Genomic DNA, 26,790 nt, shown 5'->3' with positions numbered 1-26,790 from the left:
TCAAGCATTGGTGCTCTGGCGCCGAGCCCATCGGCCAGGCTTACGAAGTGGGTGTGAACAGCGCTGCCAAGATTCCGGCCGTGTGCTTTCTACCACCAGTCGTACTGGGGCTCTGCGACTGACAAACTAAAAAGGAGTAATCCTCTGGCGGGACCTGGTCGATACATTAGCTGATGGCTTACCGCTCGATATCACGCAATCTGAGATGGGCATGAAAGTGAGTTCGACCGCTGGACAGTTGCCGACTTCGTCAGGTATTGGCCCCTGCGACCGGTTGATCTCCGATATCCAAATTCTTGGAAGTTGGTCGAGACGAAACTGTCGCCCCGGCTCGTGACCGACCGCGCGCCCGGCAAGATCGAGTTACAAAGTTGCCGAGGCAGTTTGATGTGCGTTCCTGCATCACTGTACGGGACACGACCTGACGGGAGACTATGATGCGTAGCCAAAAAGAAAAGATGCTCGCAGGCGAGTTTTACAATGCGGCGGATCCGGAGATCCAAGCTGACCTGTTGGCAACCGGGGCTTGGCTCAAGCGGTACAATGATACGCTGGGGCAGACCACGGGGCATTGGCATGAGCTTTTGTCCGAGCGGCTGGGAGAGGTTGGGCGCGGAACGGTCATCCGTCCGCCCTTTTTTTGCGACTACGGATTCAATATCCGCATTGGAGCCAATGCCTACATCAACTTCAACTGCGTTATTCTTGACGTGGTAGAGGTCAAAATCGGGCAAGGAACGGCAATTGGGCCTGCTGTGCAGATTTATACCGCCGATCATCCACATGATGCCGAGCAGCGGCAGGCCGGCCTGCAGGTCGGGCGTCCTGTTCACATTGGCAGCCGTGTCTGGATCGGCGGTGGAGCAATCATTCTGCCTGGCGTCACGATTGGTGATAATGCAGTGGTAGGCGCTGGCTGCGTGGTCACACGAGATGTTCCCGCCGGGGCAAAGGTAGTGGGAATTCCTGCTCGCGTGGCCGACCCACATAAACAGGCATAATCAACCTCGTTGACCCTGGAGGTGCATGCGAACTGTCGAAACTGTGCCGAATTTTTGTCGAAGCCATTGAGCGCTGCATATGTTGTCGCGACTCGGGCGCTTCAGTTCTTTTGCCACGGGGGTCACAAGATCATGTGCGTAATGCCGCCGCAACGTGCTCACGTCCCGCAGCAGCGGACCCTTTCACATGGCCCAACGAATTCAGAGCCTACGTTGTGCTGCCACTAGCATTACTGCTCACGAATGTATTCCCAACTGAGTTTTCGCCCTTGGAGGCAAGCAGCGACTCACCAGCAATCGCCGGCCATTAATCCTGGCTAGCATCGACCCCGACGAGGCGAGCCGCGGCGTTGCGGATCGGCATGTCGATGACCGTGATTGCGCCTTCGGCAAGGAAACGACGTTCGTTTCTGGTCAGCGTAGCCGAATCGATCACCGCAAAATGTGGGCCAGTGGAGCGCTTCATCAGCTGTCTGGCATATGTGCGCAGCATCTGATCGTTGAAGCGGCAGCCCACGAAGAAAAAACCCCGGTTGACGCGCCGTTGCTTCACCGCGTCCGGGATCGGCGTCTGGATATCAATTTCGGTTAGGACTTCGACGTAATCGGAATCAGCCACGAGGAAGTTTGCCGCCGGCCTGACGCTGCCGTGCGGCGCATAGAGCACCGTCCTAGCCACTTGTTCGGCCTCGAGTTCTGTTCCTGACAAATCGTAAGTTCTCGTCCAGATGTTACCGATTCCGGTCGCGCGCGTCGTTCCTTGTATCTCGACAACGTCTGTTTGGCCGGCCTCTGCAAGGGCTGCTCGCATGGCGCCATCGTACCAGCTGTCGATGATGACAGACAGTTGAAGGGTTGCGAGCCAGGCGTGAAGAACGGTCGGCTCGGCGGGGGCTGCGAATATCTCCGCCATCCACGCTTGGAGAGTCCGACGATGTCGGCGCTGCTCGATAAACTGCGCGACCGACCACATATTGGTGCGAATCCTGGAAGGGGCAGGCGCCCGCTTGTTGAGGGCCGCGGCGACATCTTCAGGGGTGCAAGGTACAGGGGATTCCGGTGGGTTAAGCTGCAGAAGACCAGGACCGAGATAGGGGATCACTCGATCGGCCTTGAGAGCGCCGTTCAGCAGGTCAATCAGTTTTTTGGCAAAACTGCCCCGGACGACGACGAGATGGTCCCAGCTCAGCATCGTGTTCATACGCGTTTCCTCTCCGCCACTGAACCCACCGGCATCAGGCCCCGTCGGAAATCTTCATCGCCTCGACGGTGATCGGCAAACGCGTGTCGCGCGGAAGGTCGGGCAGCATGAGCCGCCAACCGTTCCTGAGCGTCACGGTCCCGCCCCATAAGTCAGCGTTCTCAATCTCGGTGATCGGCTCTTCGAGATCCTTCTTGGGGACATAAGCCGACAAGCCAGTAGCGGTCCTGCGAATCATTACTTTCATCCGGCTGTTCCCCCGTTGGAAATGCCTTCAGCTCCGCAGGGAACCTCGACTTTGTCGAGGCTAATGAGTTCGCGCGCTCGCATGCCGACGACCGTGCCACGATCGATCCATTCGACCGCATAGATGAAGAATTGCTGGAGAAAGGTTCCAATGTCGCGCACGTAGCCTTCGTCGCCCTTCCGCACGAGGTTTTCGCCGATCTCCTTGCCGGGATAGGTGCCGTCGTTTTTTATGTGGCGTATCGCACGGACCCGCTCACCCTGCATGAACCGTGGCGGTCTGCCGATTTCGACCTCCTGTTCGCGTCTGGACCACATGCTGTCCATTCCTTTCTCGAGGCTTTTGTTGTGGTCGCGGGTTGCAGGCGTCGTCGTGCGGCGAACCCGACCGTTTCGGTAGGAATCAAGCGGGAACGCAGGTTTTCGGTACCGGACAGACCGACACGCATTGCTGCGTATCGAAGGCCTCCTTGCATTCGGTGCACTTGTTTGGATCGATCACATAGGCGTCGCCCTTGAACTTGATCGCTTCCGAAGGACATTCGAACTCGCAGGCCCCGCATTGGGTACATTGGGATGCGATGATCTTTAAAGCCATTCTAACTCCTGGTTATCGGACGAGACGGCTCAGGCCGTCGCCGCTAGTGGTCTGATCCCAAACTCTGCCGCGTAAAGTGCGCTGACTGCGGTCTCGATGTAGTCATGGCCATAGGCGTCGGTTACGCGCAGTCCAACTCGCGAGAGTTGTTCCTTCGGGCGATTTCCGATCTTGGCGCATAGCACTATGTGTATGCCTTCGAGCGCTGCGATGACGCCCTCGAGGATGGCGTCTTCGCCCCCGCCTCCGAGGCAATACCGCTCGACCTTCCGATGCCCGACCAAGCTGATCCCTCTAGGCGAGACTTCATAAACCTGGAATTCCTTCGCGTGGCCGAAGTGTTCGTTGACCCGTCCACCTCCCTTAGTGGCCACCGCAACCAGAAGCGACTTTTCGGAGTCTGTTGCCTTGACCATACCGATGGCCTCGCTCCTCGCCGCCTCATGATCACGGCGCTCGTGTGCGACCACCTGCCGATAGGCCTGACGCTTGCCAGCATCGTAGGCGACATCGTCGGGAATACCGTCCAGCGTGAATTCCTGGCCACGATCTTCACCGAGCAGGCCGACAGCATCTGCCCGGCACTGCCGGCAGTGGCGCATCAACTTGGCGCCACCTTCAAGTCGATCCTGAAGAGCCATCATCTCCGTTGCCGTTGGGCCGCGCTGCCCGATGAGTCCGTAGTGGGTACCGTGCGCCGGGTCCGAAATCAGAGGCATCACGTTGTGCAGAAACGCGCCCCGCTCCCTGACCATTTTGTTCACCTCAAACAGGTGCTGGTCGTTCACTCCAGGAATCATCACCGAGTTGATTTTGGTGAGGATGCCGCGCGCGCTCAGCATCTCCAGGCCCAGCATCTGCCGCGCGTGCAAGATTCGAGCGGCTTCGATGCCGAAGTAGCGGCGATTTTCATAAAAGATCCATGGATAGATCTTCGCGCCGACTTCCGGGTCGACCATGTTGATGGTGATCGTCACGTGATCAACATTCATTTCGGCAAGCTCGGCGACATGGTCCGGCAGCACGAGCCCATTAGTGGAGACGCACAGCTTTATGTCGGGGATTTCCCTGATGACGCGGTCGAACGTTGCCTTCGTTTTCTCCCAATCGTAACAGGCATCCCCCGGCCCAGCGATGCCAAGAACCGAAAGCTGCGGAACTTTGTTGGCAACGGCGATGACCTTGCGTAGCGCTTGGTCGGGCGTCAACTTCTCAGACACAACACCAGGCCGGCTCTCGTTGGCGCAATCGTATTTGCGATTGCAATAGTTGCACTGGACATTGCAAGCCGGCGCGACCGCCACATGCATACGCGCGAAATAATGATGCGCTTCCTCCGAAAAGCAGGGGTGATCCTTGATCCTTTCCCAAATAGCCGGATCCTCTTCGCCCGGGCTGGTCGGCGACGAGCCGTAGGAAGACGATGCGCAGCCACCGGATTTCGCGGCTGCCAGAAGACCCTCGGATGTCGTGCTAGTCGGCCCCTCAATCGAAACTGTCGGTGAGGACATCAAACGGCTCCGTTGCTGGTAACGTCGCGGTTCAAGGTGCAAGAGCCATACCAACTGAAAAAAGCGGCTTCAGTTCACTATTCGGGTCGATATCGCATTGTGTCAGGCCGGCGCGACACAATTTTGTCCTGCTTGCGACAGTGCAAGTCCAAATCCGTTCAGAAGCACGAAGCACTCCTTGTCGCGCACAGGGCGCGCAAGACCACTGGCCTGACGATTGGCTCATCAGGCTCTTAGAAGTTCCTTCACCTCGATACTATGCCGGCGTATCGCCTAGCCGACTTGTCGCAGCTTGAGGCCGAGAATTCGAGCCGCATTAGCCTGAACCCAGCCGGCCTTCTCCATTGTGTCGATCAGCCGTCACGCTTCGTCCGCCGCGGTCCCAGCCCCCGTCCGGCCGTATCGTTAGAATCGCAAGTGGCCATCTCGTGTTCAGGCGGGCGCCGATGCGCCGAACCGGCATCGTGCTGGCCCGTGAGAGCTCGTCGATGACATTGCCACGTTCCGAAAGATTGGTTCCTTCCAGAGGAGAACGCCAAGCACGCAGTTCTCCGGCTCGCGGACGTTGCCGGGGAAATAGCATTGCGAGATCAGCTCAACTGCCGACGGCGCAAAGCCATGGTTCTCCATATTTCAAGGGTAAGCGCTGTGTCCTTCCAGGAGGACCCGCGATCTGTGGGCCTGCCGATTCTGAGGTGGATCGGAGATCGGCTTGTGTCTGAACTTGAACTTACGATTGACCCTGAGCGGCAGCCTCGGCGTTTTCGAGGGTGATCAACGGCGCTGTTGGTCGGCGGCATTGGTCGATGGACGACAAGGCACGGAGTCATCTCCGAGACCCTGGAGCCGACGCGGTGATCTCGGAGGTTGCCCGGCGCTACGGGCTGCGGCCGCGGCGGAACGCTCGCAAGCTTGCGACGTCGGCAGGACAGGCCACTCCCGCCTAGTGGTTTCGGTGGCGCCACCGGAACGACCCGTTGGGCCTACATCCTTGCACCAGAGCTCAAGGCCACGGCCTGAGAATCGGCCGCCGCTCCCCCTACTTGGTTCCTCAGCCGACAGCGCTAAGAAGGAGAGCAACTTCCGTCGGCGCGAGGATCATTGCGTCGTGGCCAGTGGCGAGTTCCTGCCACGCCCAGCCATCCTGCTTCGCGACCCATTCTCGCGCTCCCGCCATCGGCGGGTGGAGTGGATTAGTGCAGACGACATAGGTTCGGGGTCTGCCGTTGCCGAGCGGGTGCTCGAGCTTAAGTCCGCTTTCGTAGGTGCCTGCCGGATGCGGTGTTATCCGGCGCCGCACCCAGTCCGTGAGCGAGTGTCCCTCGGGAGTGCCGAATGCTGTTGGCGGCGGAGTCGGCATGAAGATACCCCGTCCTTCCTCCGCAACCAATTTTCGACGGGCGGCGACGATGTCGGGGGGCATGGTGCTGAATACACTTTGACCGCTCTCGACGATGGCGCCGTCGAGATAAACGAGATGGCTGATATGGTCGGGTATCCGGTCGGCGGCGCCGGTGATGCTGATGCCGCCTAGACTGTGACCGACAAGGATCACATCGCTCAGCTCTTCCGTTACAATGTGGTTGACGATGTCGGTCACGAATGTGTCGGGCGTGATGTCCTTGCACAGCAAACGTGCGCGTTCGCCGACACCTGTCTGGGTAGGCGTGGTCACGTGGCATCCCATCTTGCGAAGATTGGCGGCGACGTCCCGCCAACACCATCCGCCATGCCAGGCACCATGCACTAGCACATACGTCTTTATCATGGATTGTGCCGTTCCATTTGCTCACCGGCCGTTGTGGCTGCCATCCGGCACGATGGCCGGACATTGTCCAAAGGGGCTCGACCACGTTACCGGTGGTAAGTCCGGCACAGGCGCCCCGTGGCCTGAGGATACCCCTACCAAGTCGAGGAAACTTGAATTGCGAAACCCAATATTCACTAGCTCTTTGCAAGTGGATGGAGAGGCTCATGGTGTGCCGCAGTTGCTCGCTGCCGGCATGCTCTTGGCACCGGCTGATCATCCGAACTTGAACAGGACACCAAAGCCGCCGCGCGGATAGTTCCACTCGATGTCGCCGCCTTTCTCGCACAATATCCGGCAGGTGCCGCATTCCATGCAGCCGTCGGCGGTGATCTCGACTTGACCCTTGTCATTCAACTCATAGCATTTCGCCGGACAGACGTAGGTCAACGCAAGCAAGTTCGCGCTTGGCTTGTCGTGCGGTCGCACTATGATATGGGGGCGGCCGGAATCGACCAGATAGCGGTTCTGGTAAAGTTTGTCCTCGACACGAACCTTCGTCACTGCGATCGTCATCTTGTACCCTCTTCAGCGCCATGCCAATGCCAGGCGGACCGCGTCGCTGACCAACCCCCAGCGCGAGCGCGCGTTGATGAAGGCGGCCGTGGTGTTCTTTTCCTTCTCGATCTTCGGCGTGCCGTCGACACGCATGAAGGTCTGAGCGGCATGCGACATCAACCGCGGATAGCTGTCAAAAAAGTTGCTGGAATTGGTGTGGAGTAAGGCTGGCATGTCCTTGTATTTCTTAAGATCCTTGATCACAAAGGAGTCATCCAGCATCGTCTTGTAGAGCGCAAGGTTCGCTTTGGTCATAGGACCGTTGCGGCTTTTGACTTTGATGATCGCCTCAGCCGCGACACGACCCGAGGTCATGGCAAGGTTCGAACCCTCACGGTGAATGGCATTGTTCAGTTGCGCTGCGTCGCCGACGATGACCCAACCGTCGCCGAATAGCTGCGGAATGGCCCTGTAACCACCTTCGGGGATAAGATGGGCGGCATATTCTTTCACCTCCGAGCCAGCGATCAGCGGCCGGATCGAAGGATGGTTTTTCATCGCATCCAGGAGGGCGGACGGGCTCTCCATCGTCGCGGCGAAATCCGAGACCAGGCAGCCGATGCCGAGTGAAATCGACTCCTTATTGGTGTAAAGGAAGCCGAGCCCGGCCATGCTGCGAGAGATCGTGCCCACGGCCTCGATTACGCAGCCTTCATCGCCCTTCACCCCGAACCGCTGGCCAATGACCTCTTCGGGCAAGAAATGCATTTCCTTGACGGCAATCGCCACGGTCTCCGGCTTCGGCATCTCGCGCAGGCCTGCGCGAGTGCCAAGCAATCCCGACACCCCTTCTGCGAGAACGACCACATTCGCGAAGACCACTCCGCCAGCCCGGTCTGTGCGGACGCCGATCACCTTGCCATTGCCATCACGGACGAGTTCCGTCGCGGTCGTCTCACACAGGACCGTCGCGCCAGCCTCGCGCACCTTGCGGGAAAACCATTTGTCGAACTGGGCGCGGATGATCGTGTAGCGGTTGGGTTTCGCCTCATTGAAGTCGTCCGACCGGTAATGAATTCCGGTGTGAGACGTGTCGTCCATCACCCAAAGTCGCTGTTCGACCAGGTGCCGCTCGAGGGGCGCATCATCCCGGAAGTCCGGGATGATCTTCTCCAGCATGTTCGCGTACATTATGGCACCCTGGACGTTCTTAGAGCCCGGATATTCCCCGCGCTCCAACTGCAGGACCTTCAGCCCCTGGCTTGCCAAAGTGTAAGCAGCTGCGTTTCCAGACATGCCGGCTCCGACCACAATGGCATCGAATTGTTCAATCATGTCCTCTCCCTCAACTCGCAAGCTTGTCTCGACTGTGCGGCGACAGCCGCCGGGTGAAGGCTTCCGTCAGTGCGGGCAGGAAGCGGATTGCATCCGTGACGATCCCGAGGTGGGCGAACTCGAAAATCGGCGCGTTCGGATCGGTGTTGATCGCGACGATGAGATCGGCCCCCTCGACCCCAACTCGGTGCTGGATGGCGCCGGAAATTCCGGCCGCGATGTAAAGCTTCGGTCGAATGGTCTTGCCAGTTTGTCCAATCTGTCGATCAGCCGGCATCCAGCCCTTCTGGACCAAGGGGCGCGAACAGCCATGCTCGGCGCCGATCGCTCGGGCAAGATTCTTCACAAGCTGAAGGTTCTCCGCCGCTCCGAGACCGAGGCCTCCCGCAACCACGACATCCGCATAGGCAAGATTTGCCATTGCCGACTGGTTATCCGGTAGGAAGCCGAGGACTTTGGTGACGATATCGTCCTCAACGAGCGACAGCTTGTGCCGCATGACACGCCCGACCGGCTTATCCACCCGTTGCGGCATAGGCATGACCCTTGGTCGCACCGTCGCCATTTGCGGCCGGTAATTTAGTGTATAGATCGTACACAACAATGAGCCACCAAAAGTCGGACGGGTCGCGGCGAGTGAACCGTCGGAATCTACATCAAGTTCGGTGCAGTCGGCCGTGAGCCCCGTCTGCAGGGTCGTCGCTACCGAGCCTGCAAGATCCCTGCCCAGTGTGGTCGCGCCGAGAAGGAGGATTTCGGGTTTATGGGTATTGACCAGATCCGTGAGCGCCTTGGCGAACGGCTCGTTCCGGTAGTCGGCGAGCGGCGGCGCATCGACGATGTAGACAAGATCCGCCCCGTAAGCGAAGGCCTCGGCAACAGCGTCCTCGACCATCTCGCCCGGCGGTCCCAGCACGACGCCCGCGAGCTGGACTTCAAGCTTGTCGGCTAATTTGCGGCCTTCGCCCAGCAGTTCGAATGATACAGGATGCACATTGCCGCGTTCGAGCTCGAGGAAGACCCACACGTGCCGGTAGTCTTTGAAACGGTCGGGAAGTTCTTTCTTTACACCGGCACGGCCGGGGGCAATGCGAGGGGTAGTTTGGCTTGCGGTCGACATTTTCTGCTCCTGGCCGTCACGTGCCGCTGTTGAAGGCCAGCTCATGTTCCAGCGCCGGCCGGCGGGTTAAGATATCGGCGATGAGTTCATCGGCTATGTCCTGCAAGCCCCTTTCCGCGGTGTCGATCTGCGCCGCCCTTTCTGCCCGTGCGGTGGGGGCGAAAACACGCTTGACGACTGTAGGCGAGCCACGCAGACCGCACCGGGTGAGATCGTCAATGCCGGCGTCGGCTGCAGTCCACTTCACGACTTGGCTGCGCGCCGCGCACAGAGCCTGCTGGAGCGAGCCCCGGCGGATTTCGTTGGTGTCTTCCAGCATGGTAATGAGGCAAGGGAGTCTGCTCTTCAGCAACTGGGTGCCGCCTTCGGCGCGACGAGCGACTTCGATCTCTCGCGTATCGAGATCGATGGAGGCAATCTTCGCGACATAGGTAAGTTGCGATAAATCTAGGCGCTTGGCTATGCCCGGTCCGACCTGGGCGGTATCGCCGTCAATCGTCTGCTTGCCGGTGAAGACGATGTCCGGCCTGCCGAAAGTCTCCCCAATTTTTGCGATTGCTTGCGAAAGAGCAAAGGAAGTCGCCAGCGTATCGGATCCGGCAAAATAGCGGTCCGTCAAGAGAACTGCTCGGTCAGCACCGTAACCGAGCGCCTTTCGCAGCGAGTCCTCCGCCATGGGCGGACCCATTGTGAGCACAGTAACCTCGCCACCATGAACGTCGCGCAGTTTGAGCGCTTCTTCGAGGGCGAACAGGTCGTAAGGATTGATGATGGTCGGAACACCCTGACGCATGATCGTGTTCGTCACCGGGTGCACGCGGATCTGTGCCGAATCCGGCACCTGCTTGATGCAGACTACGATATGCATTGGCGGTTTCTCTAAGCTCCCAGTCCGGATTCGTGCTTGGCGGTTCACCTCATTGCCTGCATCGTTCATGCCAAGTCGTCTTCCTGCCTCTATTCCAGAAGGTGGCTTCGTTTGCTTCCGAGGAGGCGTCATGAGGACTGGATTTGTCGACTTCTCGACATTGTCGCGTCGCAGCCGTGTCGGGCTCATTACTTTCCGAACCGCTTCAGTGCAGAGTCGAGCGGGACGAAGGCGCGGCCAGGTGCGGGACATATGTTTGGATCGTGGTCCCTTAGCACCTTGAACACACGTTGCGTGAGCGGCGAGGAAGTCGCGAAATCTTCGTAGGCGCGTTCCAGCTTGGCGCGCACCCGCGCGGCGATTACCTGGTTAGGCAGACCGGAGAAATCTTCTTCGGCAAGGTATTGGCCCACGCGCTTCATGATATGGAGCCGCGAGACATTCATCACTTTCGGGTCGTAGGAGACGTCAAGGCAGGCGAAGAAGTCCTCCGCGGCCGACAGGCCCTTCAGTCGCGCTAGGATATCGGTGCGATCGATCGGGCGGCTATCAGCGGAGCAGTTCATTGTATTCTCCCGGCGCGAAATTGTGGTGTCGATGCATTGGTGACATTGCTGACGGCGTGCCGACCTCTGGCACGGCGGCTGGGCAAGAGACTTGGCGATCTCAAGCTTTTCTGAAGTGGTGAAGGCGACCCCGAGTTTAACTGCTCTCCTTGCGCAGGGTCGTCACGTTGAGGAAGACCTCACGGCTCGTCGGCTATTGTGCCGCTCGGACCCGGGCCGGAATGAAGCTGTTCTGCACCTCGCCCGCACAGTCCAGCACTGGGAACGGCCCGTAGCTTCTCGGTGATCGCAGGCAGGACCTCAAGCACGCGGTCTACGTCATCTTCGCCGTTGTCACGCGACAAGGAGAAGCGGACTGCCCCACATGCCGCGTTCATAGCGATCAGAACATGGCTCGGTTCCAGTGAGCCAGAGGCACAGGCGGACCCGGCGGAACAGGCGATTCCCAGCCGGCTCAGGACAATTGGAATTGCATCGCCTTCGATACCTTCGAATCCAATGTTTGCAGTGTTTGGCAATCGCTCTTGCGGATCGCCGTTGATGGATGTGTTTGGGATGCGCTGGATGATCCCGTTCTCAAGGCGGTCGCGCAACCATTTTATTCGTTTTGTCTCGTCCATGAATTTCAAGGCGAGTTCGGCCGCCATGCCCAGTCCGACTATGCCGGGTGTGTTTTCAGTGCCTGCACGCCGGTCGCGCTCTTGGTGCCCACCCTTGATCATGGAGGAGAAGCGCACGCCACGTCTTACATAAAGCGCGCCTATCCCCTTTGGACCATGCAGCTTGTGGGCGGAGAGCGACAGCATGTCGATCGCGGTCGATTTCAGCTCAATCGGAAGCCTTCCGACCGCCTGCACTGCATCAGTGTGGAAAAGCGCGCCGACTTCCCTGGCTAGATCGGCAAGCTTAACCACGGGAAAGATCGTACCGGTCTCATTGTTCGCCCACATTATCGAGACGATTGCCACTTGTGGGGTGAGGGCGGTTCTGTAGGCGTCCAGGTCGAGCCGGCCGTAGTGATCGACTGGGATAATGTGCACCTTGACGCCGCGCGTCTTCTCAAGGTGCGCGCACAACTTCAGAACGGCCGGATGTTCAACCGCGGAAGTCACTATTTCCGTTCGGTCGGGCATCACCTCCAGCGCCGAAAGGATGGCTGTACTGTCGCTTTCAGTCCCGCCCGAGGTGAAGATGATCTCGTCCTCGAATCCCGCGCCGATGAGGGCTTGCAACTGTTGCCTCGCCTTTCTCACGGCTTCAGCAACCGATGCGCCATAGGCGTGCATGGACGAATGATTGCCAAATTGCTCCGTAAAGAAAGGCAACATCGCTCCAACGACTGCAGGATCAACCCGCGTCGTTGCGTTGTTGTCGAGATAGACAGGGTTCATGGGAGTGATCCTTCAACTGCTGAAATGATTCAAGGGTAGTCGGGCCATTGAACCTCTGGCGCATATCGTATCTGGTAAGGTGGGCGGCCGGGGGAGCGATGGCTTGGCTGACCGGTCGCTGTCGACATTGCCCTTTGGTGGCGGCATCCGCCGGGAATTCAGCTGTTTCGGGCAATTTTGTTTGCTTGCCCACGGCAACGATCGATGATCGCGATTTGGTGCATCACCGAACGCAATTGTTCCGGGCCGACAGTGCGTGTCGGCCGGTTCCAGAGCGCCGGCGGTTACCGGTTCGACGCAGTATTCCTTGGCGTCGCTATAGTCGAACATAGCCTGTTCCCTCGCAATCATTTGCAGGACTTGCCGCAGCCGCACGTCTCACGCGCATTGGGGTTATCGAAAACAAAGCCGGATGTTTCGAGCCCAGTGACGAAGTCCACGGTCATGCCGGCGGCATGGGGTTGGGAGCCTCTATCCATGAACACCTTGAGCCCATCTCGCTCGATGATCGCATCGCCCTCACGTGAGACGCTCTCCAGGCCCATTGAGTATTGGAAGCCGGCGCAGCCGCCGGCATGGACCATGATGCGAAATCCTTCCGCCGGCTCGCTGGCGCGGTAAAGAGCGGCCTTGATGGCGGCAACAGCGTTGTCGGTGAGCGTAATCATGGCTCGATTTCTCCTCGGTCCGGCGTTTTCGTGGATCATCTCGCATGGACCGTGCCAAAGGGAAGACGTGTCAAAAACCGTAGGACATCCCGACGTCTCTTATGCTCGATTGCTGGGGAGACGTCCGACAACCGACACTTACTGTCGGGTTTGTCGCGTCCGCGTCACAGGAAGGGCGCCTGAGTTCGCGATGCACTCACGCGTAAAGCAATGAACAGAGCCAAAGATGTTCAGAGCTTGCCGCGGAGCAACTGGCACGATTTTTGTGAAGCCTTCGTTGCGGCGGCAAAATTGCCGGCCGATTCACCTTTGGGTTGCCCTCGCAATCGAAGAACGAAGGAAAGCAATATGATCCATCAGACCCGCCTTGGTGGGAAAGCAGCACCGCCGGTGGTACCCGAATGCTCGATCGGCCGATTGGCGCCGACCACCCAACAATCGCTCGCTACCGGCGATTGGCCGCTGACCGCCCGGAGACAGGATTCGACTGGCATGTGCCTGACGATCGATCGCGTCCGCCGTGCACATCCCTGAGGCCCGTTTTTCGATCGATCGTCAAAAGAAGAACGGGGCAGGGGTAAAAACATGGATCAGCGCAAGAAGCGGTCGCCCAACGAAATCCGGCGTGCGTGGGAAGTCTGTCCGAACATTCCCGCGCGTGATTTCGCCGCCCAATTGGCCATTTCGGAAGCGGAACTGGTCGCGGCCCATTGCGGTTTCGGCGCGGCACGCATCGACCCGCGCGTCAATCACCTTCTGACGGGCCTCGAATTCGTGGGCGAAGTGACGGCGCTGACCCGCAATCAAGGTGCCGTGCACGAAAAGATTGGCGTCTTCAACAGAGTGATAACCGGCAACAATCACGCCATGGTCCTTGGTGACGAATTCGACCTTCGCGTCTTCCCGCAGGCTTGGAGGTATGGTTTCGCTGTTGAAAGGCGCCATCGCGGCGGAATCCAGCGCAGTTTGCAATTCTTCGACGCCGCCGGCGCAGCAGTGCATAAGGTGCATCTCAGGCCGGTCTCCAACCTTCATGCCTATCGAAAGCTGGTGGCCGAGCTCGTATCCGCCAACCAGGAGCCGACCATGTCGCTTAAGGCGAGAGTAGCCGACCTGGGCGCGAGGACTGCGGACTGGGCCGGCACGGTGGACGACCTACGCGAGTACTGGAGCCGGCTGACTGACGTCAACCTTCTAAAGACGCTCAAGCTCAGCCGCTGCCAGGCTTTGCGCATGGTCGGCCAGGATTACGCTTGGCTGCTCGACAATGCCGCAGTTGGCGCCGTGCTCCAGCGTGCGGCCGAAGACGAATTGCCGATCATGTGCTTCGTCGGCAACCGAGGTTCTATCCAGACCCATTCCGGCTTAATCAAGTCGGTCAAGCAGATCGGGCCGTGCATCCATGTGCTGGACGAAACGTTCCGGCTGCATCTCAGGACCCACCAAATCCGTGAGGTTTGGGCCGTGCGCAAGCCGACCAATGACAGTCACGTCACCTCGCTCGAAGCATATGGGTCCGACGGCAAGATCATCATCCAGTTGTTCGGTGCGCGCAAGGAAGGCGAACGCGAGCGCGACGACTGGCGGGTTCTGGCGGAAAACCTGCCTCGTTTCCCCGACAGCTACATGAGAAAAGACCGATCGTCGTCGGTGGGACGCCGGCGCCCATCTGCCTCCGCAGCCAGTAGCCGGGCATTGAAGCCGAGACCGGGGACACGATGACGCAATAAGCGCGCTGTATTATCGCAACGCGATGAGCAGGAAGCAATTTGGCGCTGCCCCATCGACCGCATGGTTACGACGAAGCCGCGGCCTTTGGGCCGAGCTCAGAGGTGACAATAGCGTGAACGCCGCCGACCGTCACTCCCCACCAGGCGGTCAGGTTTTGCGGTTCGGGCCGAGCAAAAATACTGTCAAGACAGCGAGGAACGTGGCAACCGCGCTGTAGACAAAGACACTGGCAATACCCGTGTGATCCACCAATAGGCCACCGCAAGTTGTGCCGGCTGCGATGGCCACTTGGAAGGTTATGACCATCAGTACACCAGCGCTCTCGGCCTGTTTCGGAGCGGCGCGTAGCACCATCCATGTCTGCAATCCGACCGGGACCGCGCCAAAAGCAAAGCCCCATACGGCAACTGCAATTGCCGAGGTCAAGGCCGATGCTCTCATGGTCAGGAGCGAGACAGCGGCTACGGCAATGAGCAGGGGCGGCAGGGCCGCGACCGCCTTGAGACTGTGTTTGGTGAGGAATGCGCCGGCTAAATTGCCGAAGACGCCGGCCGTGCCAAAAGCAAGGAACACGAGCGGGATTGACTTCTTGTCGAGCGCAGGAACGCTCTCGAGAAAGGCGCGGATGTAGGCGAAGCTGGCAAAATGGCCGGAAGCGACCAATAGCACGACTAGCACCGCAACCTTCATCGCCGGATTCTTCGCGACATCCAGCGGACTGCGGAATCTGCGCACTTCGATCGGAGGCAGTGGCGGAATGGTTACGAGTTGCACGAGCAGCGCAACGGCACTCACGATTGCGGCGACCTTGAACGAGGCTCGCCATCCCCAAATGTCACCGACATAAGCGCCGATTGGAGCCGCGCAGACGGAGGCGACAGAAACGCCGGTGAGGATGACCGACATGGCGCGCGGCATGAGGTGACTTGGAACCAGCCGCATCGCCAACGCTGCCGAAATTGACCAAAAACCACCAAGCGATATGCCAAGGACGACGCGTGCCGCCAGCAAAACCGGCAGCGACCCCGCAACCTCCGCCAGAACGTTCGACAGGATCAGCAGGAGCGTCATCGCCCAGATGACGACCCTGCGGTCCAGACGCTTTGTCACGATGGCGATTATCGGTGCCGAGATCGCCGCGACGATTGCGGCCGCTGTTAGCGCCTGTCCAGCCGTGCCCGTGGTGATACGGAGATCATGCGCGAGCGGTGTCAGAACGCTGGCGGGCAGAAACTCTGCCGTCACAAGCCCGAAGGTGCCGAAGGAAAGCGAAATGATGGCACCCCATGCAGGGCCAGAACGTTGATAGGGACTTTCTGGGTCAAGCCGATCTCGGTCGAACAAAGCCGCGTCCACTAAATCTGTCGCCGATTCGGTCATGAATGAGTTCTCCGGCTAGGAGCTGTTGCAGCAGGGGTGGCTACATCGCCGGGGATCAAAGCCGCGAGACCTTCCGGCGGCGGCCAGTCGGCATCAGTCGAGGCCTCGGAGCCCGACGCATCCGAGGCCTCATCGGAGGGCCGACGGACCCAACCGTCGACAATGCGGGAGAGTTCTCGGCGCGGTCGCATCGATCGCATTCGTCGAAGTGCGGTCTGTTCACTGCGAACCAAGCAAGCCGAACGCGGTGTCCTCGATCGAGGCCTTGATGGGGGGATGATCGACGATCTCTATATTGCTTTGAAGCAGGAAGTTCCGTCGCCATATGTGGTTATCCTGGCAGCCAGAATTGAGCGGTTGTCGCAAGCACCAAGGCGGTCGCAATGAGTGCAACGAGGCGGAAGTCTGATCGATGGCTGCGGTTCGATGGCCGCGCGATCGACAAAATTGAGGTGATGAGTTATCCCTTTTGAAGCCGTTGCTCCCAATTCTGGGATAAGGTAATTGCAGGCGGTCCCAGCAACGTCGGGCGGCCTTTTTGGTGATCGAATTCATGGGACGACACTCTCGGTCCGTGACGCATCTGCGAATGACTCCGCAAGTTCCGTGCCATCAACGACAAATCTGGCTCTGCTGAGCGGGTGGTGGAGGCACGAGCGTGGGCTATCCCAAGAGCTTGCCGCAAGGTTGTTCGAAGTTGAGGTGCCGGATAGACCGCAAATATGTCGGGCGGCCTGGGGTTGGCCAACACGAAGATGCGCAAGTTCAAAAGGACGAGCTGAACCCTTGCCGATATCCATCCGAGGCTGATCTGGAGAAGGTCAAGAACTGCGTCTTGAAGGCTTCCGCCGCACCGGCAAATGCTAAGCCAAGGTGCTGGGCAAGATGGACAGGGCCATCCAACCCGTCGACTGGACGCTCATTAATGGCGTCGGTGTGGCTCTGTAGCTGGCGAGAAAAACGCCCTGCTGAAAGACAAAAGCTCGTGTGGCCGGCTCTGAAGGACGGCCAATGAGGCATGCGAGGAGAGGCTATAGTCCATTCGTGTAGACTGATCTTGTCCTACGGAGGCGGCTAACCACCCCGCCAGACATCATCGAGGGGAGCGCCACTAGGCTCACCCCAAGTGTTGGTCGTTTCCACCTGGTGACCTCGGCCAAGTCACCAAGCCGCTTAGCGCAAGCTTTCGAACTGGATGCTCCCCGGGCACATGATCGGCTAGCGATCCCACCAGTTGAGTTGCTCCAAGTCGCTGTCTAGCATTCTACATTCTGTGTCCGACGCTGGACAAGAATGTTGCAATCCCGACCAGCAAGTCAGCGCAGGCGCCACCTGTTGCCCAGCAAACGGCAAGGATTATCGAAAGACGAATTCGGCACGGAGCTTGCACCGACGATTGCATGCAAATGCCGACAGCATCTCATGAACGGTCTCTCGATTCTGGCGCGGTTAAATCGCGGCCGGTTCCAGATCATGTCCCGCCCGAAATGGTGAGGGACTTCAACCTGTTTACGTCGCCCGGCATGTTGCCGACGGCTAACGGGGATCCGCATGCAGCGGTTGCTTGCGTTCATGCCGGGCCTCCGATCTTTTATTCAACCAGCAACACGCGCGACGGTCGGGGTACCTGGGTCATCACTCGCGCGAGCGACCAGCGCCGGGTGCTGCAGGACACCGAAACGTTTTCCAGCCATCGCAGCATCTTCGCCTCTGTGCTCGGCGAGAGCTGGCCGATGATCCCGCTTGAGCTCGATCCGCCATTCCACGGTGTTTTTCGCTCACTGCTCAATCCGCTGCTTTCGCCAAAGCGGGTAATGGCATTGGAGCCGGCTGTCCGGGAACGAGCGATCAAGCTGATCGACAGGATCGCCGCATCAGGCACGAGCTGCGACATCATGAAGGATTTTGCAGTTCCGTTCGCGGTCAATATCTTCCTTCGCTTTATTGGGCTTTCGGACAACGGACTAGAAACATTTGTCGGCTGGGCTAGAGATCTGCTCCACGGCGATAAGGAGCAACGACCACCCGCAGCCCGGACGATCGTGGCCTTCATCGACGAACTTGCCACCGAGCGCCGCAAGGAGCCGGTCGATGATTTCATGACCTTCATCGTGAAGGCAAAGGTCGAGGGTCGTCTGCTCAGTGACGAAGAAGTCCGTGGCATCGGCGTGCTTGTGTTCGTCGCGGGACTCGACACGGTCTCAGCAGCCATATGCTTCGACTTGGCCCATCTCGCGCGCAACCCCAAAGATCAGGAATTGCTACGAAGCGAACCTGACCGGATTGCCGTCGCTGCGGAAGAATTGCTGCGCGCCTATTCGACCATTCAGATGATCCGAGTGGCAACGAAGGATGTCGACTTCAAAGGCGCGCCGATCCGCAAGGGAGATTATGTTTCCTGTGCCACGATGATTGCCAATCGTGACCCGGCGGAATTCGAATGCCCGAATGAGATCGATCTGGCGCGCGAGGACAACCGGCACGCTGCCTTTGGCTATGGTCCCCATCGTTGTCTTGGCTCACACCTTGCCCGGCGGGAGATTGTCATTGGCCTGGAGGAGTGGCTGGCGCGCATCCCAGCCTTTCGGATCAAGACAGGGACTGAACCTATCACCTTCGGCGGCCATGTGTTCGGGATCGAGAATCTGATCCTGGAATGGTCCTGAAGTTTCAGCCAACGACATTGGAGTTCGCTATGCGTGTCGTCGTACATAAAGCCAGATGCCAGGGTCATGCGCGCTGCTGGGCGCGGGCGCCGAGAGTCTTCAAGCTTGATGACGCCGGCTACATCTTGCCCGGTGATATTGATGTTGCCGATGGGGAGCAACTGCTTGCCTCAAAAGGGGTACGAGCCTGCCCCGAACAAGCTCTGGAAGTTGACGAGCCCCCCGCTAACTCAGTTGTAGAGAGAGACACACGCAAAGTGCAGACTGGCATCGGGAAGGACAAAACAATCATACAATTCGCGACAGACCCTGTCGACCACGCGAAAATTACCGAACTGCGTGACCGAGAGGCGATCCGCAACTGCCTGTATCGGTACTGCCGCGGGATAGACCGCGCCGATGAGGCGGCGCTGCGTAGCGCATACTGGCCCGAAGCGTATGACAGGCACGGTCCCTATTGCGGACCGGCAGAGGACTTCATCCAATTTGCTCTCGGTCTGCCGGGGCACCGTAACATCCATCAAATCACGAACAGCCTGATCGACTTCATCAGTTCAGCAGAGGCCGCGGTCGAGAGCTATTTCACCGCGCTGCAACGCGGACCGGATACAGACCAAGAAATACGTCAGACGCTGCTTTGCGGCCGTTACTGCGATCTGTTTCAGAAGAGGCAGGACGAGTGGCGAATTGCGGAACGGACAGTCGTCTACGATTGGGTTGAGGAGCAAATCCCGCCAGCGATTCTTGAGGCAGATAGGTTCGGCCGGCGACAGCCGATTGGAGCACCACATCCAGACGATCCCATCTACCAGTTGCTCAAGGGTCACATCCCCACCGACCAAGATGGCGTCGAGGGTCCCCAACTGGGAGCTGCATAAGTGGGTAGGAATGGAGGATGAGCGCCCTACGGGAACGACATCTGTGTGGGGCCGCGACTGGCGGTCACTGCAACGATTTGGCTCGGCCCTTCATTCCGCCCAAGGTTGATGGGCTGAGATCACAAGCGGTCATCGTGGAGAAGCTCTCGTGAAACTGGCAGCACGCACCGTAATCATCACAGGCGCTGCGGGCGGGATCGGCCGTGCCCTGGTCGATATCCTTGCCGCGGACGGAGACACTGTAGTTGCGGTGGACCTTCCGGGCAGTGGTGTGGTTGAACTGGCTCGGGATCTCGGGTCGCCGCACGTCGGTCTGGAGTGCGATGTGTCGCGAGAGAAGGACATGCTCTCACTTTTCGGCCAGGTCGAAGCACGGTTCGCGCAAATCGATGTCCTCATCAACAATGCGGCGGTTGGACCCACGATGGATAGGATCATCGACACCGCTGTCGATACCTTCCGACGCGGCGTGACAGTGAACCTTATTGGGCCATTCGTTATGGCCCGGGAAGCGGCGCGGCGCATGAAGCCGGGCGGTGCGATCGTCAATGTGGCTTCGATGGCGGGCGTGGTCGGCAATCCCAGGCGCAACGCCTACGCAGCCTCGAAAGCTGGCGTGATCTCGTTGACAAAGTCCCTTGCATGCGAGTGGGCTATGCGAGGAATCCGCGTCACGGCGGTGGCGCCGGGCTCCGTCCGCACCCCAATGGTCACAGAACTGGCACGCGCTGGCAAAATGGACCTCGCGGCGATACGCCGCCGCGTGCCGATGGGGCGCTTGGCTCGCCCCGACGAGATCGCCAGGGTCGTGCGTTTTCTGAGCAGCACGCAGGCGCGCTACATCACCGGCTCGGTGCTGGCAGTCGACGGAGGCTGGATGTCATTCAACCAGCCGGGGGATGCTCACCCGCCGGTGGATGGTGCGCTCCAAGCCGAGCTCTCCTGTCCGGCCGAATGCACAGATGCGCGAATCGTGCTCGTCACCGGTGGCGCAAAAAGCATTGGCGCGGCCGTCGCTCGCCGCTTTGCCGCGAACGGCGACACCGTCGTGATTGCTGATAAAGATGGCACTGCAGCGGCAGAGCTGGCTACATCGCTCCCCGGCAAGCATCTGGCGAAATCGCTGGACGTGGCCGTCGAGAGCGATGTGGTGTCGATGTTCGAAGAACTGAGGGGACGCTTCGGGTATATCGATGTTCTGGTCAATAGTGCTGATACCGCCGACAGGATTGTGCCTGCGATCGAGCAACTGTCGAAACAGCTCGAACACGTCCTGGATGTCAACCTTACCGGCGCCTTCACCTGCGCGCGCGAAGCGATCAAGGCTATGCGCCCGGGCGGCGTGATCCTCAATCTCGGGTCGATCGACAGCTTTCTGCCGTTCGCGCCGCGCCATGCCTACGGCGCCTCCAAGGCGGGGATGGATATGCTGACCCGTTGCATGGCGGCCGAACTCGGGCCGGTCGGAATTCGGACAGCCACCGTCGCTCCTGGCCACATCCGCACGCCCGCACTTGCTCAGTTGGCCAAAGCCGGCCGCATCGACCTGACAGCAATCGGACGACGCATCCCCATGGGCAGGATGGGACGGCCAGAAGACGTCGCAGATGCATCGTTCTTCCTTGCTTCGTCTGACGCCTCATACATCAACGGCTCGATCCTCTACGTGGACGGCGGCTGGACCTCGTTCGGTGATGCGGGAAACGCCAGCGAGCTCTATGACGAATGTTTTGCGGAGGCCGCAGGTTAATTGCCAGGCCTTCGCAGGGCGACCGGCCGAGCATTATGAAGCCTCGGCTCCACGACGCACCTGAGGTGCTTGAGATCCAAGCATGCGCATGCCGAGCACATTCCCGGTCGGCTGACGTGTCTATAACGAGGAGAAATCATGGAATTTGCCACTTTCATTCTGGCCGCCCAGCGTGGCTATCACCAATCCTCAGAAAGCGTCATCCGCAACTCCATCGAACAGGCCGTCGCTTCGGAGCAGGCTGGGTTCAACACCGCGTGGTTTGCTGAGCACCACTTCAACAATTACAGCCTCATACCATCCCCGCTGATGATGGTGGCGCACTGCGGCGGCTTGACAAGCACGATTCGCCTGGGCACTGCCGTCTGCGTGCTGCCGCTTTACCAACCGCAGCGCCTGCTGTCCGAGATCGGCTTCGCCGACATCGTTGCGAACGGCCGTCTCGAGCTCGGCGTAGGCTTGGGATACCAGCAGTTCGAGTTCGAACGGTTCGGCGTGGACATCGATGAGGCGCCGGCCGTCTTTTCGGAATACCTGGACATCATTCTCAAGGGCCTCAACCAAAACGTCTTCGAACACGACGGCCAGTATGAGAAGATCCCCCCAACAGCGATTTCGGTCCGCACAGTCCAGCAGCCGACGCCGCCTATCTGGATCGCTGGCGGAGCCGCACGGATGGCTCGGGCCTACCGCGAGGGGCACAATTTTTTTGTCACAGCCTTCCACGACGGCTTAGAGACTTTGACCACACTGCGTGAATCAGTCGAGAGGGCGGCGGCATCCGAGGAAAAGAACGTCACCGACGTCAAGATATCGCTGCTGCGCTGCTGCTATGCCAGCCACGACGAGTTGGAGATCAACAGCTATCTCGACAATGCCCGCTTCCAGCGCCGGCTTTCTGAAGCCCTGCATCAGCGTCGCCAACAGAGCCACGATGGCTACCTGCTGCAGGAGACACCGACCCAGCAGGATCTGTCCTTCGAGACCATGCGCAAAAATTTGCCGATTGGCAGCGTAAATCGCGTGATTGATCGCCTGCTGGAAGAGATCGATATCTTGAAACCGGACCAGATCGCAGTTCAGACTCAATTGGGCGACTTCGACCAAAAGACGATGCTGCGCCAGATCGAGCTCTGGGGCGACAAGATCATCCCTGCGGTCAACAAGGCGCTTTGTCATGCCGGAAGCTGAAGCCGGCCGTTACGATGATGGCTGCCTATCCAGCGCGCAATGGCGTGGGTCCGAGCTAGGGAGGAGCTTCGATCAGCATGTGCTGCCCTGCGTACATTCACGTTCGCTTGAGGAGGTCCAGGCGGGCGAGGTGTTGGCGACGGAGGGGACAGGCCTTTCGTCTGTCGAATTGCGTGATGTCTTGGCCGCAACTTTCCCGTCTACCTCCAGCAGCGTATTCGCTTTGGAGGAGTTGAGCGAGCCCGAGCCGGAACTGGAAGAGGAACTGCTACGCCGGCTGCTGCTAGCGCATGCTGCGCCGGCCGACCCGGCGAGCGCCCGCTTGGCCAAGATCATCGCCCGGCGTGCGATGCGCATGGACCATCTTTGGCGGGATCTTGGCCTCTCAAATCGCGCTGAGCTCAGCCGCCTGCTTGCCAGACATTTTCCCGCGCTGGCGGCAGGCAACACAGAAAACATGAAATGGAAAAAGTACTTTTACCGCAAGCTGTGTGAGGCCGAAGGCTTTTCGTCATGCACAGCACCCAGTTGCGGGGAATGCCATGACTTCGAAAGCTGCTTCGGCCCGGAGGAAGTTGAGAGTCGCCTCTCGCCGACCACGAATGTCGGTTAGTCACTTCGCTTGATCGCAGCTGCGGACAAACGCTTATCGCGGCGCCGTCGTATGGAGGAAGGGATGTTCATCGCCTCGCGATATTTGGTGACGGTACGGCGAGCGACATCGATGCCGGTCTCCTTGAGTTGAGCAACGATGTCTTCGTCGGAATGTACCTTGTCGAGCGATTCTTCGGCTATGATTGCCTTGATCCGATGGCAGACAGCTTTGGCGGAGTGCGCATCGCCGCCCTCGCAGGATGCGATTGGCGCAGCGAAAAAATACTTCAGCTCGAACACCCCGCGCGGAGTCAACATGTACCTGTTCGAAGTCACCCGGCTTACCGTCGACTCGTGCATGCCGATCTCGTCAGCGACATTTTTGAGACAGAGAGGCCGCAGATGGGCGGCGCCGTGTGTAAAAAAGGCATCCTGCTGGCGCACGATTTCGGTCGCAACCTTAAGGATCGTCTTAGCGCGCTGCTTGAGACTGCTGATCAGCCAGTTCCCTTTTTCCTGGCAATTGTCGAGAAACGCTTTGCCTTCCGGATTTTGCTTGGTCAGCTGCGAGATTTCGGCGACATAGGTGTGGTTGATCAACACTTTGGGCAGCGTGGCCGGATCAAGCTCCACCCGCCATCCACCTTCGGACTTGGGCATTACCCAGACGTCCGGTACGATGGTTTCCGGCGTCCCGGACTGGAACCGGTCTCCAGGCTTGGGATCGAGCGCGCGGATTTCGTTCCTCATGTCGAGGAGATCCTCCTCGTCGACTCCGCAACGCTGCTTCAATCCCTGAAAATCCCCCCGTGCAAGCATCTCGAGATTGGCGACCAAAGCTGCCATAGCCGGGTCGAACCGGTCTTGCTGGCGCAGCTGAATCTCCAGGCATTCGCTGAGAGTTCGCGCAAAAATGCCCGGCGGATCAAATTGCTGCAAGATTCCGATGACCCGTTCCACATCAGCTTGCCGAACGTTTAACGTCCTGGCCAGATCGAAAAGGTTTACCTGAAGATAGCCAGTGTCCTCCAGATGAGCGGCGAGCTGTCCGGCAATCAGCCGCTCCTGGGGGGTGAACGGGTTGAGGGCGACCTGGCGGGCGACATGGTCGTGCAATGTTTCGGTGTGGGCGGTAAACTCCTCGACGGCAGGTCGATCGTTGCCGCTACTGCGTTGCGACTTCCATTGCCCGCGCCCGCCAGACGGCCCGCCAATGGGCGATTCGCCGATTTCGCTTCTGCTTTGACTGCTCCGCTGATCCACCCCTGGCAGCGGCGAATCGTCGTCAAACGGGTCAGGCTTCAAAACGGGGTTCTTCTCGAGTGCCTGCTGCACGAGCTGATGGAGTTCAGTATGCGTCAATCGCAGCAAGCGAATAGCTTCAATGGCTTGAGGCGATAAGACCATACGTTGCTTCTGGCGTTGAAGCAGGCTTGCTGAGAGATGCATGTTGAACCGTGATCTGCCGAGGAGGCTCTAGTGTGTGCTTGGGTTGTGTGAGACTTTCCACTTCTGGGTCATGCCGCCGCCTTCAATTTGTCGAGAACGTTTTGCGGGGATGAAACGCCATAGGGGTCCGTCTCGCAGTTGTCACAGAAGCCTTCCTCCTCGAACCACTGCTCCACCACGCCATCGTCGATCAGAGCGGCGTATCGCCAGGAGCGCATGCCAAAGCCCAGATTGTCCTTCGCGACCAGCATGCCCATTTTGCGCGTGAACTCGCCCGACCCGTCTGGGATCAGCTCGATCTTCTGCAGCCCCAAGGACTTTCCCCACGCATTCATGACGAAAGCATCGTTGACCGAGACGCAGTAGATCGCGTCAATTCGCAGTTCCAGAAATTGATCATAGAGTTTTTCGAAATCGGGCAGTTGGAAGGTCGAGCAGGTCGGGGTGAAGGCGCCAGGCAGCGAGAACAGGATGATGCGCTTGCCCCCGAAATAATCGTCGGAGGTCTTGTTCTCCCACTGATAAGGATTTGGCCCCCCGATCGACTCATCGCGAACACGCGTGCGAAAGGTCACGAGAGGAACGTTCTTTCTATAGGTCATTGATTTGCTTCCAGGCCAAAGTGGTACGGTGCATTTTTCGGTTAAACTGAAGCGGCATCGACTTCGGTCGACAGTTCCGGCAGCCTCGCGCCTTGGCGTGGTTGCCTCGGACCGGTCTTGTGCAAGACCGCCCCCGAGCAGGCACGTTTAACGGCGACGAGCTTCCGCGGAGACGGGGAATTTTGCTCGCGTGCTTTATCGAGCTTTGAGAGGTAGGCATGGTCTGCAACCGTGATTTTGACTGCGTTCTATCGACCGAGTCGCAAGCGCCATGCCAATTGACCCGATGCCTTGGGTTCACTTCGGTTTTTGCAGCAACTTTCGTGTTGTGCAGTAATGCCGGTCGATATTATTGCTCAAGCAGCACTGGAAATTGGGTGCGACTCCGTTCGGCAAACCCGGCCTTTGTCCGAAGCCGGACACGAATGTCGGAAATAGCCAAACGCCAGGATCTGGGGCGGGTTAAGAAACGTTGCCGTGGGCACCGGCTTCAGCACAATTGCGCCACGCGAGCATGGCTCCCAGCGTCAATGCCGTGCAGCAGCGAGACGAAGTCACTGCAGAATATCAACCTCTGCGAAGTCGTTGAAACCCAGCATGTGCGAGCCGTTCGAGGCGCAGATCAAGGCATGCTCGAGGAAGAGCTCGTGCTCTCGGCAGCAAGTGTTGCGACGTCTGACAAGGATCGTCGCGCTTCAAGGAAAAGAACCTGAATGGTGCACGGCTTGTGAAGGCCGGCGCATGGAAATGGCTGGGCTGATCATCCTCCATGAGGGTTGAATGAAGAGCTGGCCCCTATCTCCCTCAGCTGCAACGGGGGGAGATAGGGCATGTCCGTCTATCGCGCTGGGTAACATTCCTCGGTGATGCAATAAGGGGGAGCAATTTCTCATTTCGGCAGACACGACCCAGCTCTCCTTTCATGCGCTGATTCCCCCAGGGGAAATCGCGACTCCAGGCTTCCTATGCAGCGAATCGCGGTGCTGTCCGATGTCCGACAATGTCGGATGCGGATCGTAGCTGGGCTAGATCCGTCACTTTGCCTCGATGGTTTCCCACTGGCCTTATATCTGCTTCGCCCAAATGCGGCGACATAACCTGTGCGGCATCTGTGAATGGATCGACTTCAATCGAGACCTCGGAGGTCCCGATGCGCGAAGGGAGCTTGCCGATATGACGGCCACCATAGCGAACCACGGTCCGGACGACGAGGGGACTTGGATCGGCGGGCCTGCGGCGCTGGGACACCACCGCCTGGCAATCATCGATATCCAGGGCGGCCGCCAGCCGAGGATGCTCCAGGGGGATGGCCGACCTGACTTGGTGCTCGTCTACACGGGTGAGACTTACAACTACCGCGAGCTGCGTCAACAGCTGGCCGGCCTAGTCCATCGCATGAACACGAGCAGTGACACCGAGGTGGTGCTGCACCGCCCCCGCGAGTAGGGCTCTTCGGCGGGTACACTTTTTTCACGAAATCCGTGAATGTTTCTCGCGACATCATCCCGCAATCGGTGGTGCAGCGGGTGAAGAGCCCGTATCCGGCTATCCAGAATGCCGCCTACGACAAAATACTACGTACGCGGTTCACTGTGATGCTGGACGACCTAGTTGTGGAGCTTCAACAGGTTGTCCTCGATCAGGGCGAGGCGACTGATAGGCGTTTTTGACTTTAGGCTGCCATGTGGACGATGCCAATTGTATCTGTGCAGCCAGACAGGCAGTTCGGCGGCACGATG

Annotated in this window: 24 protein-coding genes and 4 pseudogenes; 10 read left to right on the top strand and 18 right to left on the bottom strand. The window is 59.0% G+C overall.

From position 1 onward, the window contains the following. Positions 1–434: 434 nt before the first annotated feature. Positions 435–1,001 (top strand): sugar O-acetyltransferase, encoded by a 567-nt coding sequence (locus tag EN990_RS18075; protein ID WP_024505228.1) that lies wholly within the window; start codon positions 435–437, stop codon positions 999–1,001. A 307-nt stretch (positions 1,002–1,308) separates the two neighbouring features. On the opposite strand, the gene EN990_RS18070 is transcribed toward EN990_RS18075, so the two are convergent. The 14 genes and pseudogenes from EN990_RS18070 to EN990_RS18000 form a co-directional block, all read right to left on the bottom strand. Next, on the bottom strand, positions 1,309–2,202 hold the full coding sequence (locus tag EN990_RS18070) for an SIR2 family protein (protein ID WP_024505229.1): 894 nt from the start codon (positions 2,200–2,202) through the stop codon (positions 1,309–1,311). A gap of 34 nt (positions 2,203–2,236) precedes the next feature. Then, positions 2,237–2,449 (bottom strand): putative nitrogen fixation protein NifT, encoded by a 213-nt coding sequence (nifT, locus tag EN990_RS18065; protein WP_024505230.1) that lies wholly within the window; start codon positions 2,447–2,449, stop codon positions 2,237–2,239. After that, positions 2,446–2,766, bottom strand: coding sequence for a nitrogen fixation protein NifZ (locus EN990_RS18060; RefSeq protein WP_024505231.1), 321 nt, complete (start codon positions 2,764–2,766; stop codon positions 2,446–2,448). Before EN990_RS18060 ends, nifT begins: the two co-directional genes overlap by 4 nt. 85 nt (positions 2,767–2,851) lie before the next feature. Then, positions 2,852–3,046, bottom strand: coding sequence for a 4Fe-4S binding protein (locus EN990_RS18055; protein WP_024505232.1), 195 nt, complete (start codon positions 3,044–3,046; stop codon positions 2,852–2,854). A 29-nt stretch (positions 3,047–3,075) separates the two neighbouring features. Further along, complete coding sequence (gene nifB / locus EN990_RS18050; protein ID WP_063169393.1) at positions 3,076–4,557, bottom strand: nitrogenase cofactor biosynthesis protein NifB; 1,482 nt, start codon at positions 4,555–4,557, stop codon at positions 3,076–3,078. Positions 4,558–4,830: 273 nt separating this feature from the next. Then, a pseudogene (locus EN990_RS18045) lies at positions 4,831–4,917 on the bottom strand (helix-turn-helix domain-containing protein); the annotation flags it as partial. Between the two features lie 691 nt (positions 4,918–5,608). Then, entirely contained in the window at positions 5,609–6,325 is a 717-nt protein-coding gene (locus EN990_RS18035) for an alpha/beta fold hydrolase (protein ID WP_063169392.1), read from the bottom strand. Between the two features lie 255 nt (positions 6,326–6,580). Continuing rightward, positions 6,581–6,880: a ferredoxin family protein gene (locus tag EN990_RS18030; RefSeq protein WP_024505235.1), complete on the bottom strand. Its 300-nt coding sequence runs from the start codon at positions 6,878–6,880 to the stop codon at positions 6,581–6,583. A 12-nt stretch (positions 6,881–6,892) separates the two neighbouring features. After that, on the bottom strand, positions 6,893–8,197 hold the full coding sequence (locus tag EN990_RS18025; protein WP_063169391.1) for an FAD-binding protein: 1,305 nt from the start codon (positions 8,195–8,197) through the stop codon (positions 6,893–6,895). 10 nt (positions 8,198–8,207) lie between these two features. Then, positions 8,208–9,317 (bottom strand): electron transfer flavoprotein subunit alpha/FixB family protein, encoded by a 1,110-nt coding sequence (locus EN990_RS18020; protein WP_024505237.1) that lies wholly within the window; start codon positions 9,315–9,317, stop codon positions 8,208–8,210. Positions 9,318–9,333: 16 nt separating this feature from the next. Then, positions 9,334–10,185 (bottom strand): electron transfer flavoprotein subunit beta/FixA family protein, encoded by an 852-nt coding sequence (locus EN990_RS18015; protein WP_063169390.1) that lies wholly within the window; start codon positions 10,183–10,185, stop codon positions 9,334–9,336. A gap of 188 nt (positions 10,186–10,373) precedes the next feature. Next, positions 10,374–10,751: a nitrogenase stabilizing/protective protein NifW gene (gene nifW / locus EN990_RS18010; RefSeq protein ID WP_063169389.1), complete on the bottom strand. Its 378-nt coding sequence runs from the start codon at positions 10,749–10,751 to the stop codon at positions 10,374–10,376. Positions 10,752–10,930: 179 nt separating this feature from the next. Continuing rightward, positions 10,931–12,142 carry a cysteine desulfurase NifS gene (gene nifS / locus EN990_RS18005; protein ID WP_063169388.1) on the bottom strand — a complete coding sequence of 404 codons (1,212 nt, stop codon included), beginning with the start codon at positions 12,140–12,142 and terminating at the stop codon, positions 10,931–10,933. Between the two features lie 347 nt (positions 12,143–12,489). Continuing rightward, on the bottom strand, positions 12,490–12,810 hold the full coding sequence (locus EN990_RS18000; protein WP_029356570.1) for an iron-sulfur cluster assembly accessory protein: 321 nt from the start codon (positions 12,808–12,810) through the stop codon (positions 12,490–12,492). 210 nt (positions 12,811–13,020) lie between these two features. Here EN990_RS18000 and EN990_RS17995 point away from each other — a divergent pair, with 210 nt between their 5' ends. Beyond that, on the top strand, positions 13,021–13,344 hold the full coding sequence (locus EN990_RS17995) for a hypothetical protein (protein WP_126066777.1): 324 nt from the start codon (positions 13,021–13,023) through the stop codon (positions 13,342–13,344). 51 nt (positions 13,345–13,395) lie between these two features. Then, positions 13,396–14,427: pseudogene (locus EN990_RS17990) on the top strand (ChuX/HutX family heme-like substrate-binding protein); the annotation flags it as partial. Between the two features lie 261 nt (positions 14,428–14,688). On the opposite strand, the gene EN990_RS17985 reads toward EN990_RS17990, so the two are convergent. After that, a complete protein-coding gene (locus EN990_RS17985) occupies positions 14,689–15,921 on the bottom strand; it encodes an MFS transporter (RefSeq protein ID WP_063169386.1) in 1,233 nt (410 codons plus the stop codon). A 1,487-nt stretch (positions 15,922–17,408) separates the two neighbouring features. Here EN990_RS17985 and EN990_RS17980 point away from each other — a divergent pair. The 6 genes and pseudogenes from EN990_RS17980 (at position 17,409) to EN990_RS17960 (ending at position 23,019) form a co-directional block, all read left to right on the top strand. Next, positions 17,409–18,587 carry a cytochrome P450 gene (locus tag EN990_RS17980; protein WP_063169385.1) on the top strand — a complete coding sequence of 393 codons (1,179 nt, stop codon included), beginning with the start codon at positions 17,409–17,411 and terminating at the stop codon, positions 18,585–18,587. After that, positions 18,578–18,739, top strand: a pseudogene (locus tag EN990_RS36180) (ferredoxin); the annotation flags it as partial. The gene EN990_RS17980 and the pseudogene EN990_RS36180, both read left to right, overlap by 10 nt. Positions 18,740–18,877: 138 nt before the next feature. Further along, on the top strand, positions 18,878–19,465 hold the full coding sequence (locus tag EN990_RS17975) for a nuclear transport factor 2 family protein (protein ID WP_050580531.1): 588 nt from the start codon (positions 18,878–18,880) through the stop codon (positions 19,463–19,465). A 148-nt stretch (positions 19,466–19,613) separates the two neighbouring features. Then, on the top strand, positions 19,614–21,215 hold the full coding sequence (locus tag EN990_RS17970; protein ID WP_063169384.1) for an SDR family oxidoreductase: 1,602 nt from the start codon (positions 19,614–19,616) through the stop codon (positions 21,213–21,215). Positions 21,216–21,353: 138 nt separating this feature from the next. Continuing rightward, positions 21,354–22,406 (top strand): LLM class flavin-dependent oxidoreductase, encoded by a 1,053-nt coding sequence (locus tag EN990_RS17965; RefSeq protein ID WP_063169383.1) that lies wholly within the window; start codon positions 21,354–21,356, stop codon positions 22,404–22,406. Next, positions 22,393–23,019, top strand: coding sequence for a nitrogen fixation protein NifQ (locus tag EN990_RS17960; protein ID WP_063169382.1), 627 nt, complete (start codon positions 22,393–22,395; stop codon positions 23,017–23,019). Before EN990_RS17965 ends, EN990_RS17960 begins: the two co-directional genes overlap by 14 nt. On the opposite strand, the gene rpoN is transcribed toward EN990_RS17960, so the two are convergent. Both rpoN and EN990_RS17950 read right to left on the bottom strand, forming a co-directional pair. Next, the gene (gene rpoN / locus EN990_RS17955; RefSeq protein WP_063169381.1) at positions 23,016–24,449 is read right to left on the bottom strand and encodes an RNA polymerase factor sigma-54; all 1,434 of its coding nucleotides are present in this window, start codon (positions 24,447–24,449) and stop codon (positions 23,016–23,018) included. The genes EN990_RS17960 and rpoN overlap by 4 nt on opposite strands. Positions 24,450–24,517: 68 nt before the next feature. Next, a complete protein-coding gene (locus EN990_RS17950; RefSeq protein ID WP_063169380.1) occupies positions 24,518–25,051 on the bottom strand; it encodes a peroxiredoxin in 534 nt (177 codons plus the stop codon). A 1,173-nt stretch (positions 25,052–26,224) separates the two neighbouring features. Between EN990_RS17950 and EN990_RS17945 the strand changes: the two genes are divergently transcribed. After that, positions 26,225–26,497 (top strand): hypothetical protein, encoded by a 273-nt coding sequence (locus tag EN990_RS17945; protein WP_199489650.1) that lies wholly within the window; start codon positions 26,225–26,227, stop codon positions 26,495–26,497. 161 nt (positions 26,498–26,658) lie between these two features. Here EN990_RS17945 and EN990_RS17940 read toward each other — a convergent pair. Beyond that, positions 26,659–26,790, bottom strand: a pseudogene (locus tag EN990_RS17940) (IS481 family transposase); the annotation flags it as partial.

Origin of the sequence: Mesorhizobium sp. M7A.F.Ca.US.005.03.1.1 (assembly GCF_003997975.1) — a bacterium.
Lineage (GTDB): Bacteria > Pseudomonadota > Alphaproteobacteria > Rhizobiales > Rhizobiaceae > Mesorhizobium > Mesorhizobium ciceri.
The sequence above is the reverse complement of the archived record's forward strand: the minus strand, read 5'-3'. Positions and strand labels throughout refer to the sequence as shown.

Coding starts and splice junctions, on each gene's coding strand:
- EN990_RS18075 (WP_024505228.1), top strand. CDS start 435: ATGATGCGTAGCCAAAAAGAAAAGATGCTCGCAGGCGAGTTTTACAAT.
- EN990_RS18070 (WP_024505229.1), bottom strand. CDS start 2,202: ATGAACACGATGCTGAGCTGGGACCATCTCGTCGTCGTCCGGGGCAGT.
- nifT (WP_024505230.1), bottom strand. CDS start 2,449: ATGAAAGTAATGATTCGCAGGACCGCTACTGGCTTGTCGGCTTATGTC.
- EN990_RS18060 (WP_024505231.1), bottom strand. CDS start 2,766: ATGTGGTCCAGACGCGAACAGGAGGTCGAAATCGGCAGACCGCCACGG.
- EN990_RS18055 (WP_024505232.1), bottom strand. CDS start 3,046: ATGGCTTTAAAGATCATCGCATCCCAATGTACCCAATGCGGGGCCTGC.
- nifB (WP_063169393.1), bottom strand. CDS start 4,557: ATGTCCTCACCGACAGTTTCGATTGAGGGGCCGACTAGCACGACATCC.
- EN990_RS18035 (WP_063169392.1), bottom strand. CDS start 6,325: ATGATAAAGACGTATGTGCTAGTGCATGGTGCCTGGCATGGCGGATGG.
- EN990_RS18030 (WP_024505235.1), bottom strand. CDS start 6,880: ATGACGATCGCAGTGACGAAGGTTCGTGTCGAGGACAAACTTTACCAG.
- EN990_RS18025 (WP_063169391.1), bottom strand. CDS start 8,197: ATGATTGAACAATTCGATGCCATTGTGGTCGGAGCCGGCATGTCTGGA.
- EN990_RS18020 (WP_024505237.1), bottom strand. CDS start 9,317: ATGTCGACCGCAAGCCAAACTACCCCTCGCATTGCCCCCGGCCGTGCC.
- EN990_RS18015 (WP_063169390.1), bottom strand. CDS start 10,185: ATGCATATCGTAGTCTGCATCAAGCAGGTGCCGGATTCGGCACAGATC.
- nifW (WP_063169389.1), bottom strand. CDS start 10,751: ATGAACTGCTCCGCTGATAGCCGCCCGATCGATCGCACCGATATCCTA.
- nifS (WP_063169388.1), bottom strand. CDS start 12,142: ATGAACCCTGTCTATCTCGACAACAACGCAACGACGCGGGTTGATCCT.
- EN990_RS18000 (WP_029356570.1), bottom strand. CDS start 12,810: ATGATTACGCTCACCGACAACGCTGTTGCCGCCATCAAGGCCGCTCTT.
- EN990_RS17995 (WP_126066777.1), top strand. CDS start 13,021: ATGAACAGAGCCAAAGATGTTCAGAGCTTGCCGCGGAGCAACTGGCAC.
- EN990_RS17985 (WP_063169386.1), bottom strand. CDS start 15,921: ATGACCGAATCGGCGACAGATTTAGTGGACGCGGCTTTGTTCGACCGA.
- EN990_RS17980 (WP_063169385.1), top strand. CDS start 17,409: ATGGTGAGGGACTTCAACCTGTTTACGTCGCCCGGCATGTTGCCGACG.
- EN990_RS17965 (WP_063169383.1), top strand. CDS start 21,354: ATGGAATTTGCCACTTTCATTCTGGCCGCCCAGCGTGGCTATCACCAA.
- EN990_RS17960 (WP_063169382.1), top strand. CDS start 22,393: ATGCCGGAAGCTGAAGCCGGCCGTTACGATGATGGCTGCCTATCCAGC.
- rpoN (WP_063169381.1), bottom strand. CDS start 24,449: ATGCATCTCTCAGCAAGCCTGCTTCAACGCCAGAAGCAACGTATGGTC.
- EN990_RS17950 (WP_063169380.1), bottom strand. CDS start 25,051: ATGACCTATAGAAAGAACGTTCCTCTCGTGACCTTTCGCACGCGTGTT.
- EN990_RS17945 (WP_199489650.1), top strand. CDS start 26,225: ATGACGGCCACCATAGCGAACCACGGTCCGGACGACGAGGGGACTTGG.